The organism is Nocardioides silvaticus (genome assembly GCF_003160695.1).
Classification (GTDB): domain Bacteria; phylum Actinomycetota; class Actinomycetes; order Propionibacteriales; family Nocardioidaceae; genus Nocardioides; species Nocardioides silvaticus.
Map to the genome: position 1 here is coordinate 115,820 of NZ_QGDD01000003.1, position 12,984 is coordinate 128,803.

The following is a 12,984-nucleotide window of genomic DNA, read 5'->3' on the forward strand; positions in this document are numbered from 1 at the left end:
AGGTCCGAGCGCATCAGCCCGCGCAGCGGTGAGTGCCGGCCCAGCCACTGACCGCGGGTCAGGTGGAGCTGTGCCTCCTGTCCTCCGATCGAGACGACGGGGACGATCGGCACACCGGTCCGCAACGCCGTGCGGACGTAGCCCTTCCGCCCGTCGAAGTCGATGACGTTGGCCTTGGACGTCGGCCGGAAGGTGTCGTAGTCGCCGCCGGGGAAGACGATGGTCACCGCGCCCGAGGCGAGCACCTCCTCGGCGCTCGCCCGGTCGGCCGGCACGAAGCCGAATTTGCGGAAGAACGGTCCCGCTGCGCCGGTGAAGAGCATGTCGTGGGCCAGGCAGTAGAGCGGCCGGTCGGCGCCGAAGGTGTCGGCGAACGCCACCGCGATGATCGGCACGTCCATCGCCATCAGCCCGCCGGAGTGGTTGCCGACCATCAGCGCGCCGCCGTCCGGCACCCGGTCGATGTCGCGGACCTCCGAGCGGAAGTACCCCTTCATCGCCAGCTTGAGGAACGGCAGCGCCTTGGCGACGTACGCCGGGTCCCGCTCGTCGAGCGCGCTGCGGCTCATGATCCGGCCCACTTGCGGGCCAGGGCGGTGCGCCAGGAGAACGCCTCCCAGTCCGCGAGGTCCTGGGTCAGCCGGTCGACGACGACGTCGAGGACCAGCGGGTTGGCGACCATGCCGACGTGGCTGCTCGGCACGACGACGTTCTCGGCGACCGGGGACGTCGCGACGTCGACCGCGCAGCCGCGCCACGGCACGATGCCGTCGGTCTTCGAGTACACGGCCGTGCAGGGCACCGGCACCGGTCCGCGCAGCAGGTCGACCATCGGCTTGGCCCGGTCGGAGATGCCGTGCTTGCGGCGGGACCGCTCGAACATGCCGGTCGCCCGGGTGCGCTCGCCCTGGGCCCGCCAGGGCGAGCCGAGGCACACGACCTGGCGGACATCACCGGGATAGGTGTGGGCGAGCCAGCGGGCGAGCACGCCGCCGAAGCTCCAGCCCACGATGCTGACCGGCTCGTCGTACTGCTTGCGGAGCTGCTCGAACCGGTCGACCAGCCCGTCGATGCGTTGGTCGGTGAGGCCGATGTTGGAGCCGAGCCCCCAGCCGTGGACCCGGAAGTCGTGGCGCCTGAGGTGGCTGCGCAGCCGCCTGGTCATCCCGTCGGTGGCCTGGAACCCGGGGATCACGAGCACCGGGCGGCCTGCACCGCTCGGACGACGCGGTGCCACCAGGTCGACCGCGTGCGAGGCGGCGAGCTCGCCGACCACCCGCGGCAGCTCGAGCAGCAGGAGCGCGCGGTGCGGCCCCGAGCCGGCCGCGTGGGCGGCACCCGGCGCGCCGTCCGCCCCGGACTTGTCGCCTTCGAAGTCGTACACCCGATGCCTCGCAATAACTAGAACACGTTCTACTCTCCTTCGAGTATGCGACGGCGGGCCGCCTCCCGCCAACCCCGGGCGGTTGTGACGTCGCCCTCAAGGCACCGTGCTCGGACCTTCCTCGCAGCCGACATCGATCTGTAACCGGCCGTTCGTCGAAACGGACATTTCACCGGGCAGGCTCGTGCCATGGAGAAGGAGAAGGACACCACCGTCGACCGCAGCCTCGAACGCCGAGCCGCGCTGCGGGACCGCCACGCCCACGCCGTCGCCCGCCTGATGGAGGAGCGCATCGACCTGCGCGGCGTGCACGCGCTCGCCGACTTCGTCGACGACAGCGTGCGCTGGACCGCCTGAGCCGGGGACCCACCCGGCCGCCGAAGCACGGCGGGGAGGCGGCTCGGGGCCTCTCCTAAACTGCGAGCGTGATCTTCAAGCGCGTGGGGGACGGACGCCCGTACCCCGACCACGGCCTCGGCTCCAAGGAGTGGGCGTCGGTCCCGCCGCGGCAGGTGCGCCTGGACGAGCTGGTCACGACCAAGGACACGCTCCAGCTGGCGGCACTGCTCGACGAGGACTCGACCTTCTTCGGGGACCTGTTCGCGCACGTCGTGCTGTGGCGCGGGGAGATGTACCTCGAGGACGGCCTGCACCGCGCCCTGCGGGCGGCGCTCCAGCAGCGGAACGTGCTGCACGCCCGCGTCATCAGGATGGAAGACTGACCGGGTGGACAACACCCTGGCGCGCACCCGCTCGGCGATCACCCTCGCGGTGCTCGCAGTCGTGTTCATCGCCGGCGCGACCTGGGCCTGGTCCGCGGTGACCGAGCCGTTCCCCGAGAAGGAGGAGCAGCCGGCCTGCGTCGACTCGCCGGTCGCGATCGGCGACCGGGTCACGCCGGGAGCCGTGCTCGTCAACGTCTTCAACGCCAGCGACACCGAGGGGCTCGCCGGCGAGACGCTCGACGCGCTGGTGCGCCGGGGCTTCGCCGAGGGCACGACCAGCAACACGTCGTACGACGTCGGCAAGAGCGGCGCGGTCATCTGGGCGCCCGACCCGGACGGCCCGGCCGCGCTGCTCCTGAAGAGCTACTTCGGCAAGGGCACCCAGATCGTCGACCAGGCGACCGCGGAGCCGGGCATCACTGTCGTCGTCGGCGAGGGCTTCCCGGGCATCGTCAAGGGCAAGAAGGGCCTCGACGCCAAGGTCGACTCGACCGTTTGCAGCCCGCCTGCCTCTTGATCAGCTCAGTGCAGGCCACCCGACCAGGTGGCACCCTGCGCCAGCGCCGAGGCCGACCGGCTGATCCGAAGCATCATCGCGGCGGACGGGGTCACCAGGCCGTTGACGTACGTCGAGAGCCGGGACGGTGAGGTGCCGATGTACTGCGCGAACTGCCGCTGGCTGCAGCCGCTGATCGCCACCAGGCGCCGGATCTCCTTGGCGACCTCGAGCCTCTCGGCCTCCTCGAACCGCTTGCGGTAGACCTTCGCGCACCACTCCACCGCGGCGGCCGGGGCGGGCAGGTCGGCCTCGTTCGCGAGCTCGACCAGGCGGTTGACCTCGGGCCCCCACGGGTTGCCGGCGATGATCGCGAGCACCCGCCGCCACTCGGCGGCGCCCCGCTTCTCGATGACCTGGGTCAGCTCCTGGGCGTCGCGTGGCACCCGCGCCGGGTTGGTGGGGTCGACGTCGGCCATCAGCAGCCAGAACGCGGCGCCGTAGCACTTCTCCGCGACCGCGGCGGCGTCCTCGCCGGAGACGCCGGTCGTGGCGACCGCGCGCTCGATGTGCGTGGTGCGCGCGAGCTCGCGACAGGCGGCCGTCGTCAGCGGCAGGTCGGGCCCGACCTTGATCAGGTCGTCGAGCTCGTTCTGCAGCTGGGCGACCTGCTGGTGGCCGAACCGCCGGACCAGCGTCGCGGTGTGCAAGTAGTCCTCGGCGTCACCGAGGGCCACCACGCTGAGCATGTTGGTGAGGACCGCTGCCTTCAGCGCACCGTCCGGCGAGCTCGGCAGCAGCGCGAGCACCCCGACGAGCCGACGCCAGGCGGCGGCATGCGGTCCCGACTCGAGCCGGTCGATGCGTTCGAGACCGGACAGGACCGCAGCATGGAGAGGAGCGTGACCCTGGTCGGAGTCGCCCTGCATCGCAGAGAGCAGGCGGGCAAGCTCAGGGCGCTGCCCACGGAGGGCGTCGATGCGCCCGAGCACAGTGGTTCTAAAAATGGTTTCGATTGTTCTGATCCCCCTCGGGCGGCCGCGACTTGGAGCGTCGCAACTCCCTGCCTGTCCAAGGTGGAGCCCCTCGACAGGTTGTGACCAACGTACCGCATGTTGGTCGACTTAGGTTCTCACGCCGATCCCGCCCGCACAACGCCCCTCACGGCGCGTCGCCGAGCCATTGTGCGAGCCGGCCGCCGGCGCTGACCCGGCGCAACCGCTCCTCGGTCGCCTCGCGGAGCTTGCGCGGGGTGACCACGAGCAGGTCGTCGCCATGACGGAGGACCGTGCGCCGCTCCGGCACGATCGTCTCCCCCTCGCGCACGATGAGGGCGACCGAGGCCCCCGGCGGCAGGCGGAGCTCACCGATCTCGACGCCGTGCATCCGCGACTTCGGGCTGATGTTGACCTGCAGCATGTCGGCGGCGACCCGGTCGAGGGGTGCGGCCTCGAGCTCGATGTCGCGGGGCTCGGACCGGCGGGCGACCTTGAGCACCTTCGCGAACCACGGCAACGTCGGCGCGGTCAGCAGCGTGTCGAGGACGACCAACACGAACACGATGTCGAAGAGCAGCGTCGCCTGGTCGACCTCCTCCGCCAGTGGGATCGTCGCCAGCACGATCGGCACCGCCCCCCGCAGACCGGCCCACGAGACGAACGTCAGCTCCTGCCACGACATCTTCTGCACGAGCGAGCTCACGAGCACGGTGAGCGGCCGGGCGAGGACGGTGAGGATCGCGCCGGCCCCGAGCGCCATCCAGATCGTGTCCCACTCGATCCGGCCCGGCGAGAGGAGCAGCCCGAGCACGACGAACAGCCCGATCTGCGCGAGCCAGCCCAGCCCCTCGACGAACGACCTGGTCACCATCCGGTGCGGGAGGTCGGTGTTGCCCAGGATGAGCGCGCCGACGTAGACGGCGGCGAAGCCGCTGGCGTGCACGGCGGACGCGGCGCCGTACCCCAGCAGTGCCAGGCACAGCACCGCGATCGGGTACAGGCCGGAGGCCGGCAGCGCGGCCCGGCGCATGACCCAGGCGCCGCCGAAACCGGCCGCGGCGCCGATCAGCACACCGGCGACCAGCTCGAACAGGATGATCCCGGCGAGCACGACGGGGCCGTTCTCGGTCGCGGCGCCACTCGAGATCAGGGTGACCAGGACGACCGTCGGGGCGTCGTTGAAACCGGACTCCGCCTCGAGCGCGCCGGTGATCCTCCGCGGCAGCGGCACCACGCGGAGCACCGAGAACACCGCGGCCGCGTCGGTCGGCGAGGTGACCGCCCCGAGAAGGACGGCGAGCTCCCACGGCATGCCCAGCAGGTAGTGCGCGCCGATCGCGACGACTCCCACGGAGACCGTCACGCCGACGGTCGCGAGCATCAGGCCGAGCTTGACCGACCCTTTGGTCTCCCGCCAGTTCGTGGTGATGCCACCCTCGGCCAGGATGATCGCCAGCGCGCCGAACCCGATCGCGTGCGCGAGCTCGGCGTCCTCGAACCCGATGCCGATGACGGACTCGCCGAGCAGCACGCCCATCAGCAGGTAGAGCAGCAGGCTGGGCAGGCCGACCCGGGAGGAGACCCGCACGGCGAGCACCGCCAGCAACGTGACAGCCGAGCCCACCAGCAAGAACGTGTCGAGCTCGTGGACGTCGAAACTCATGTCACCTCGGCGATCGTCGGGGCGCGGGACCGCAGTCTATCGGTCCGCCTCGCGGCACTCCGCTCGCCCCGAACTGGAACGTGTTCTACATTTGGCACCATGACCGAGCCTGCCGGACTGGCGATCCCCGCCACCGTCCCCGTCCGCGACGTGCCTGCCGAGGCCCCCACCTACGACGTGGTCGTCGTGGGGTTCGGCATCGCCGGCGGCTGCGCCGCGCTCGAGGCGGCACGGGCCGGCGCGCGGGTGCTGCTGCTGGAGAAGGCGGCCGTCCACGGCGGCACCTCGAGCATGTCCGGCGGCCACTTCTACCTCGGTGGCGGCACCGCCGTGCAGCAGGCGACCGGTCACGAGGACTCCGTCGACGCGATGGTGCGCTACCTGATGGCGAGCACCAAGGACCCTGACGAGGCGAAGATCCGCGCCTACTGCGAGGGCTCGGTCGAGCACTTCGACTGGCTCGAGGCGCTGGGCTTCCAGTTCGAGCGGTCCTACTTCCCCGGCAAGGCCGTCATCCAGCCCGGCACCGAGGGCCTGATGTTCACCGGCAACGAGAAGGTGTGGCCGTTCCGCGAGGAGATCCCACCGGCGCCGCGCGGGCACAAGGTGCCGGTGCCGGGTGACACCGAGGGCACCAAGATCGTGATGGACCTGCTCCGGGAACGGGTCGAGGAGGCGGGCGTCGAGGTCTGGTTCGAGACCGGCGCGACCAACCTGGTCGTGACCGACGACGGCGCCGTGAGCGGCCTGACGTGGAAACGGTTCGACGAGACCGGCTTCGTCAACGCCGGCGCGGTGGTCATGGCTGCCGGCGGCTACGTCATGAACAACGACATGCTCGACAAGTACACGCCTGCGATGCGGCACAAGCTGTTCGTCCTCGGCGGCACCTACGACGACGGGCTCGGCATCCGCCTCGGCCAGTCGGTCGGCGCCGCGCTGGAGAACATGGACGAGCCGTTCATCACCGCCCCGTTCTACCCACCGTCGTCGCTGGTGAAGGGCCTCATCGTCAACAAGCACGGGCAGCGGTTCGTCGCGGAGGACAGCTACCACGCGCGCACGTCGTACTTCGTGCTGCAGCAGCCGGACGCCGCCGCCTACCTGATCGCCGACAGCGACCACATGGAGGAGCAGCGGATGCCGCTGGTCCCGTTGAAGGACGGCTACGAGACGATCGAGGAGATGGAGGCGGCCCTCGAGCTGCCCGAGGGATCGCTCGTGGCGAGCATGGCCCGCTACAACGAGCACGCCGCCCGCGGCGAGGACCCCGACCTCCACAAGCACCCCGACTGGCTGGCGCCGCAGACCAACGGCCCCTGGGGCGTCTACGACCTCACCCTCGGCACGGCCCTCTATGCCGGCTTCACCCTCGGCGGCATGCGCACCGGCCTCGACGGCGAGGTGCTCCGCGAGGACCGGTCGGTGATCCCCGGCCTGTACGCCGCCGGCGCCTGCGCCTCCAACATCGCTCAGGACGGCGCCGGCTACTGCTCCGGCACCCAGCTCGGCGAGGGCAGCTTCTTCGGACGACGGGCGGGGAAGGCCGCCAGCAGACAAGCAGCCGCAACCCCGGCGCGCGAGCGCAGCGAGGCGCGGTAGCCGACCCGGCGGAAACTCTGCCCTCGCGAGCGAAGCGAGCCGTCCGGAGTTTGCGCCGTGTCGGCGGGCGCGCAGAGGATGACCAGGGTGAACCGCATCGCCGCCGCCCAGCGCGCCAACGTGCCGCCCTTCCACGTGATGGACCTGCTCGCCCTGGCAGCGGAGCGGGAGCGGACCCACGGCGACCTGGTCAACCTGCTCGCGGGCCAACCGAGCACCGGCGCGCCGCAGCCGGTCAACGCCGAGGCCGTGCGGCTGCTGCAGTCGGGTGACCCGTTGGGCTACACCCCGGCGACGGGGATCGTCGAGCTCCGCGCGACGATCGCCGATCACCACCGGCGGCGCTACGGCATCGACGTGACCGCCGACGACGTGGTGGTGACGACCGGGTCGAGCGGCGGCTTCCTGCTGGCGTTCCTCGCGGCCTTCGAGGTCGGCGACCGGGTGGCGATCGCGCGGCCCGGCTACCCCTGCTACCGCAACGTGCTCGCCGCGCTCGGCTGCGAGGTCGTCGAGATCGCGACCGGCCCCGACACCCGGTTCCAGCCGACCGTCGACCAGCTCGCCGCCACCCATGCCGCCGACCCGATCGCCGGACTGGTCGTCGCCAGCCCCGCGAACCCGACCGGCACCATGCTGCTCCCCGACGAACTGGCGGCCATCGCCCGCTGGTGCGAGGAGGCCGGCGTGCAGCTGGTCTCCGACGAGATCTACCACGGCATCGAATATGCGGACGAGAAGCTCGCGCGCTCGGCGTGGGAGACCAGTCGCGAGGCGGTCGTGTTCGGCTCCTTCTCGAAGTACTTCTCCATGACCGGCTGGCGCCTCGGCTGGATGCTGGCTCCGGCGCGGCTGCTCCGCGCGGTCGACGTGCTGACCGGCAACTTCAGCATCTGCCCGCCGGTGCTCGCGCAACGAGCGGCGCTCGCCGCGTTCGAGCAGGCGTCGTACGACGAGCTGGACGGTCACGTGCGGCGCTACGCGCACAACCGCGCGCTCCTGCTCGACGGGTTGAAGCGGCTCGGCATCGAGCGGCTGGCTCCGGCCGACGGGGCGTTCTACGCCTACGCCGACGTCGGGCACCTGACCGACGACTCGATGGCCTACGCCCGCGGGCTGCTGGCCCGCACCGGGGTCGCGGTCGCGACCGGCATCGACTTCGACACCGTCGACGGGGGGCGTTACCTGCGGTTCAGCTTCGCGGGCACGGCCGCGTCGATCGAGGAGGCGCTGGACCGCCTCGACGGCGCGCTCTGAGGAGGCTGCCGCCCGACGGTCAGCGCTTCTTGTCGTCCGGGCGGCGGTTCTGGACGTACTCGGTCACCCGCCGGATCCGCACCATCATCGTCGCCGACGGTGTGACCAGCCCGTTGACGTAGGTCGACAACCGCGACGCCGACGTGCCCGCCATCGACGCGAACTCGCGCTGGCTGAGGCCGCTGATGGCGACCAGCCGGCGGATCTCCCGGGCCACCAGCTCGCGCTCACGGCGCTCGAACCGTGACCGGTAGACCCGGACGGCCTCCTCGAGCGCGTAGACCGGGAACGGCCGATCGGCCGCGAGCGCCAGCTCCTTCAGCTCCGAGCCGTACGGCGCCCACGGGTTCGACGCGATGATCGCGACCTGGCCGCGCCAGGCCTGGATGCCGCCGTGGTCCCAGACCCGGGCGACCTCCTCGGGCGTCCTGAGGATCGGGCCCGGTCGGTTGGGGTCGACGTCGGTCAGCACCAGCCAGAAGCCCATCTGGTAGCAGCGGTCCGCGACCTCGACCGCCTTCTCCTCGTTCCAGCCCGCGGTCCGGACGATCCCGCTGACCCGGTCCCGGTCCGCGACGACCTGCACCGTCCGAGTGGCGAGGGGCAGCGCCGGACCGTTGCCGAGGAGCCGGTCGACCGTGCCCTGGACCAACGCGACCTTGCGGTGGCCGTAGCGCTTGATGAGCCGCGCAGCGGTGACGAAGTCGTCGGCGTCACCCAGGTCCACGATGCCGACCATGTTCGCCATGACCGCCACCTGGATCGCCCAACGGTCCTCGCCGACCAGGTCGGTCGCGGCATCGACGAACAGCTCCCAGCCCTCGGTGTACTGGCCCGTGCCGATCCGGTCAGCACGCTTCAACAGCTCCAGGGTGGCGGCGTGGGCGACCCGGTGGTCGGGGCTCTCGTCGTTCTCCACGGACACCCGCAGGTTGTCGAGACGCATCTCGAGCGGGACGGGGCTCCGTCCCCGACGCTCCGGCCCGGACGAGCCCTCGCCCCGCACGAAAGAGCTGTGCATAGGGAGCAGGCCTTCCTCGCGCGGGTCAATGATCCAGGCTACGTCGCGTATCGGATCTGTAAACGGCGAAACGCGAAATAGGGCACGCGGGAGTCGACGCGGGACCTCAGAGCAGGTCGTGCACGAGCTCCTGGAGCTGGGTCAGGTTGCGGCACTCGACCATTGGCACGATCTCCTGGTAGGTCCGCGCCGCGGAGTCGCCGGCGCCCCAGCTGCTCTCGGGCTCGGGGTTGAGCCAGTACGAGCGGCGCACCGAGCCCGCGAGCCGGCGCAGGGTCGCGTCCTCGAGGTCGCTGTAGTTGCTGCGGGCGTCGCCGAGGATGAGCAGCGTGGTCTTCGGCCCGAGCGCGTCGAGGTGCTCGGCCTCGAACTTCGTGAACGCGCGGCCGTAGTTGGTGCGGCCCCACAACGCTGCGTAGCTGCTCGCGGCGGCGAGGTTCTCCAGGACCTCGACCGGGTCGGAGCCGGGGCGCAGGTGCTCGGTCACCTCGTGCACGTGGTCGATGAACGTGAACGCCCGCATGCTCTGGAACGACTCGCGCAGCGCGAAGACGAACAGCAGCGTGAACTGGGCGAAGTTCGCGACCGAGCCGCTCACGTCGCAGAGCACGACCAGGTCGGTGCGGTGCGGCCGCTTGGGTCGATGGTGGGTGGTGAGCGGCACGCCGCCGGTGGCGATCGAGGCCCGGACCGTACGGCGGAAGTCGAGTGCGCCGCGGCGGTGGGCGTGGTGCTCCTTGGTCAGCCGGGTCGCGAGCCGGCGCGCGAGCGGGAAGATCTGTCGGCGCATCTCCTCGAGGTCGCTGCGCCGGGCCGCGGTGAACGCGAGCTTGTCGATGCTCGGGCGGATCGCCACGTCGGCGACGTGGTCGGGCCCCTTCTCCTCCGCGATCCGGCGGCGGGCGTCGTCCTCGACCATGGTCGCGAACGCACCGACCCGGCGGTTGGCGAGGCGTCGTACCTCCGTCTCGCGGCCCTCGTCGCCCACCTCGGCCAGCAGCCCGGCGACGATCCGGTCGACCAGCTCCTGCGGCGCCACCCGCTGGAGCGCGGTGTAGGCCGACCAGGACGACAGGCCGGGCCCGCGGCCGGGCATCGCCCCGAAGGTGCCGACCATCTGTGCGGCGAGTCGTGCCAGCTGCTGCTGGTCGTCGCTCTGCAGCGCCTCGGCCAGCTGGTCGCGGAACGCCTGCAGCGCGGCGGCGTTGTCGCGGACCGCCGCGCCACGGGGGGAATCGTCCTCGTCACCGTCCGCCGACGACGAATCTCCCCGGTGCGCCACGCCGTCGCCGACCAGCGCGGGGAAGTAGACGTCGAAGAGCGCATCGAACGTCGTGCGCTGCGACTGCTTCTTCACCAGCGTCGCGGCCAGCACGTCGCGCACGTGTCCGCGGTCTCCCCAGCCCACCGCCCCGAGCGCCGCGACCGAGTCGAGGTCCTCGGCCAGTGACACCGACATGCCGGCGCCCCGGAGCGCCTCGATGAAGGAGAGGTGCCGGTCGAGCAGGCCGGAGTTGTCGGTCACTTGGTGGTCGAGCCGTTCACTTGGTGGTCGAGCCGTTCACTTGGTGGTCGAGCCGTTCACTTGGTGGTCGAGCCGTTCACTTGGTGGTCGAGCCTGTCGAGACCAGCCTGAGCTCCTTGACGGCGCGCGCCTGGTCGGACGCGTGCTTGAGGACGGCACCCAGCGTGTCGTTGATGGCCTTCTCGTCGAGGTCCCGGATCTCCAGGGCGATCAGCGTGCGCGCCCAGTCCACCGACTCCGCGATCGACGGTGCCTTCTTCAGCTCGAGGTCGCGCAGCCGGCCCACGGTGGCGACCAGCTGCTCGGCGATCCTGTCGTCCAGGTCGGGCACCTGGGCCTGGAGGATCTCCCGCTCGCGCTCGGCGTCCGGGTAGTCGAGGTGGAGGTAGAGGCAGCGCCGCTTGACCGCCTCGGAGAGCTCGCGGCTCGCGTTGGAGGTCAGGACGACGTACGGCCGCCGGGTCGCCGCCACGGTGCCGAGCTCGGGGATCGTCACCTGGAAGTCAGACAGCACCTCGAGCAGCAGCCCCTCGACCTCGATGTCGGTCTTGTCGACCTCGTCGATGAGCAGCACCGTCGGCTCGTCGCGACGGATCGCGGTCAGCAGCGGCCGGGTGAGGAGGAACTCCTCGGTGAAGATGTCGTCGTGGGTCTGGCTCCAGTCCGCCGCCTCCCCCGTGCCGGCCTGGGACTGGATCCTCAGCAGCTGCTTCTTGTAGTTCCACTCGTAGAGGGCCCGTGCCTCGTCGAGACCCTCGTAGCACTGCAGCCGCACCAGCTCGGCCCCGGTCGCCCGCGCGACCGCCTTCGCCAGCTCGGTCTTGCCGACGCCCGCGGGCCCCTCGAGCAGCAACGGCTTCTCCAGCGCACCCGCCAGGAACGCCGTCGTCGCGGTCGCCGCGTCGGCGAGGTAGCCGGCCTTCGTCAGCAAGTCGGCGGTCTGCGCCGGGGACTCGAACCAGGTCATATGTCCCATCCTGCCTGGGTTTTCCCGGCACAGGTCACACGGGTCGACTCGTGACCCCCGGCGACCCGGCTCGTTGAGGAGGCGTCGATCGAGAACAAGGGCGCGGGTCGGGGCCGCGACCGGTCGGCACGCCTATTCCAGCAACGCTCCAGCAAGGGGGATCGATCGTGGACGCACGCGTTCCTTGGCTGCGCACGGCCGTCACGTCGATCCGTACGGCGATGACCGCCGGCGCGCTGACGCTGCTGGTCGGATTCGGTGCGATGAGCGTGCTCGCCGCACCGCAACCGCCCGCCCAGCAGCTCGGCCTGTCCGTGCAGGACGAGGCCACCACCAAGCTCCTCGAGCGCAACCGCTGCTCGACCACCGGCTTCGCCCCCGACGTGATCCCCGCCTCCGCGATCATCCGCGACGGCAACGGCCGCACCCGGGTCGTCTCCTTCGACCACGGCTGGGCCGTCTTCAAGAAGGAGCGTCCCGGCGAGCTGGTCGCCGTCTGCCTGAGCCGCCCTCGGGCGATCGGATAGTCACGCGCAGGCCACCTCGGGGCCGCCCGTGCGCGAGCGCGCGCCCCGCGCAGCGCTCCTACCTGGCGCCGCTCGCCAGCCGATCGATCGGAACGGTCGGGTCGAGCACCACGTCCATCTCCCGCGCCTGTCCGTCGATCTGGTACCAGATCCAGCGGCTCAGCATCGCGGTGAGACCGCGGGGGCTGAGGGTGCGGTCGGGTCGTCGTACCCACTGGTTGACGCTGCCGCGGACCTGGCCGAGCAGACCGACGACGAGGAGGTCGAGGGTGTTCATCTGCTCCTCGTCGAGGTCGTGACCGAGGAGCGCTGCGCCCGCCTGGAAGAGCGAGGAGACGTCGGTGCCGAGCTGGGCAACGGCGCGATCGAGCTCACCGGGCTCGCCGTCGCCGAGGGCCCGCTGCGCCATCTCGTGGAGGTGCGGGTGCTCGGCGACCCAGTCGACGTAGCCGCCGACGATCGAACGGATGATCTCCTCGATGCTGCCGGAGAGGACGAGGGTGGCGTCGAGGCGCTCGCGGATCATCCCGACGATGTGCAGCTGGACGGCCCGGTTGAGGTCGGTGCGGTTGTTGAAGAGCCGGTAGACGACGGTGCGCACCAGGCCGGCGCGCTCGGCGATCTGCTGGACCCGCAGCTCGCTGCCGAGCGGCTGCTCCTCGAGGAGGCCGATGGCCGCCTGGAGGACGTGCAGCCGGCGCTCCTCGTTGTGGTCGGCCCACCGCAGCTGCCGGCCGTCGAGGCCGGGAACGCGGGGCACGGGGGGCATGGCCGCACTTTAGTTGAGCGGCGGTGGCCGAAGGCCGTGGTCAGCCCGCG

General features: G+C 71.2%; 13 protein-coding genes and 1 pseudogene. 6 read left to right on the top strand and 8 right to left on the bottom strand.

Annotated elements, in window-relative coordinates:
• Window positions 1-86: 86 nt before the first annotated feature.
• A pseudogene (locus DJ010_RS23020) lies at window positions 87-569 on the bottom strand (1-acyl-sn-glycerol-3-phosphate acyltransferase); the annotation flags it as partial.
• Window positions 566-1,384 carry an alpha/beta fold hydrolase gene (locus DJ010_RS08685; protein WP_109693278.1) on the bottom strand — a complete coding sequence of 273 codons (819 nt, stop codon included), beginning with the start codon at window positions 1,382-1,384 and terminating at the stop codon, window positions 566-568. The pseudogene DJ010_RS23020 and the gene DJ010_RS08685, both read right to left, overlap by 4 nt.
• A gap of 189 nt (window positions 1,385-1,573) precedes the next feature.
• Here DJ010_RS08685 and DJ010_RS22265 point away from each other — a divergent pair, with 189 nt between their 5' ends.
• From DJ010_RS22265 to DJ010_RS08695, 3 genes are all read left to right on the top strand, one after another.
• Entirely contained in the window at window positions 1,574-1,741 is a 168-nt protein-coding gene (locus tag DJ010_RS22265) for a hypothetical protein (RefSeq protein WP_170124627.1), read from the top strand.
• Window positions 1,742-1,809: 68 nt separating this feature from the next.
• Window positions 1,810-2,106, top strand: coding sequence for a type II toxin-antitoxin system VapB family antitoxin (locus tag DJ010_RS08690; RefSeq protein WP_109693279.1), 297 nt, complete (start codon window positions 1,810-1,812; stop codon window positions 2,104-2,106).
• A gap of 4 nt (window positions 2,107-2,110) precedes the next feature.
• Window positions 2,111-2,626 carry a LytR C-terminal domain-containing protein gene (locus DJ010_RS08695; protein ID WP_109693280.1) on the top strand — a complete coding sequence of 172 codons (516 nt, stop codon included), beginning with the start codon at window positions 2,111-2,113 and terminating at the stop codon, window positions 2,624-2,626.
• A gap of 5 nt (window positions 2,627-2,631) precedes the next feature.
• On the opposite strand, the gene DJ010_RS08700 is transcribed toward DJ010_RS08695, so the two are convergent.
• Together DJ010_RS08700 and DJ010_RS08705 are read right to left on the bottom strand one after the other, a co-directional pair.
• Window positions 2,632-3,534 carry a helix-turn-helix domain-containing protein gene (locus DJ010_RS08700; protein WP_146207294.1) on the bottom strand — a complete coding sequence of 301 codons (903 nt, stop codon included), beginning with the start codon at window positions 3,532-3,534 and terminating at the stop codon, window positions 2,632-2,634.
• A 232-nt stretch (window positions 3,535-3,766) separates the two neighbouring features.
• Window positions 3,767-5,266 (bottom strand): potassium/proton antiporter, encoded by a 1,500-nt coding sequence (locus tag DJ010_RS08705; protein WP_109693282.1) that lies wholly within the window; start codon window positions 5,264-5,266, stop codon window positions 3,767-3,769.
• A 99-nt stretch (window positions 5,267-5,365) separates the two neighbouring features.
• Here DJ010_RS08705 and DJ010_RS08710 point away from each other — a divergent pair, with 99 nt between their 5' ends.
• Both DJ010_RS08710 and DJ010_RS08715 read left to right on the top strand, forming a co-directional pair.
• Window positions 5,366-6,868, top strand: a complete 1,503-nt coding sequence (locus tag DJ010_RS08710; protein WP_109693283.1) for an FAD-binding protein — start codon at window positions 5,366-5,368, stop codon at window positions 6,866-6,868.
• 78 nt (window positions 6,869-6,946) lie between these two features.
• Window positions 6,947-8,125 carry a pyridoxal phosphate-dependent aminotransferase gene (locus DJ010_RS08715; protein ID WP_109693284.1) on the top strand — a complete coding sequence of 393 codons (1,179 nt, stop codon included), beginning with the start codon at window positions 6,947-6,949 and terminating at the stop codon, window positions 8,123-8,125.
• Between the two features lie 19 nt (window positions 8,126-8,144).
• Here the strand turns inward: DJ010_RS08715 and DJ010_RS22415 are convergent, their stop codons facing one another.
• From DJ010_RS22415 to DJ010_RS08730, 3 genes are all read right to left on the bottom strand, one after another.
• Window positions 8,145-9,146 carry a helix-turn-helix domain-containing protein gene (locus DJ010_RS22415; protein WP_211318721.1) on the bottom strand — a complete coding sequence of 334 codons (1,002 nt, stop codon included), beginning with the start codon at window positions 9,144-9,146 and terminating at the stop codon, window positions 8,145-8,147.
• Window positions 9,147-9,252: 106 nt separating this feature from the next.
• Window positions 9,253-10,671, bottom strand: coding sequence for a vWA domain-containing protein (locus DJ010_RS08725; protein ID WP_245927382.1), 1,419 nt, complete (start codon window positions 10,669-10,671; stop codon window positions 9,253-9,255).
• A 76-nt stretch (window positions 10,672-10,747) separates the two neighbouring features.
• On the bottom strand, window positions 10,748-11,638 hold the full coding sequence (locus tag DJ010_RS08730; protein ID WP_109693285.1) for an AAA family ATPase: 891 nt from the start codon (window positions 11,636-11,638) through the stop codon (window positions 10,748-10,750).
• A gap of 167 nt (window positions 11,639-11,805) precedes the next feature.
• Between DJ010_RS08730 and DJ010_RS08735 the strand changes: the two genes are divergently transcribed.
• Window positions 11,806-12,165 carry a hypothetical protein gene (locus DJ010_RS08735; protein WP_146207295.1) on the top strand — a complete coding sequence of 120 codons (360 nt, stop codon included), beginning with the start codon at window positions 11,806-11,808 and terminating at the stop codon, window positions 12,163-12,165.
• Window positions 12,166-12,223: 58 nt separating this feature from the next.
• On the opposite strand, the gene DJ010_RS08740 is transcribed toward DJ010_RS08735, so the two are convergent.
• Window positions 12,224-12,934 (bottom strand): TetR/AcrR family transcriptional regulator, encoded by a 711-nt coding sequence (locus DJ010_RS08740; RefSeq protein ID WP_109693287.1) that lies wholly within the window; start codon window positions 12,932-12,934, stop codon window positions 12,224-12,226.
• Between the last annotated feature and the right edge of the window lie 50 nt (window positions 12,935-12,984).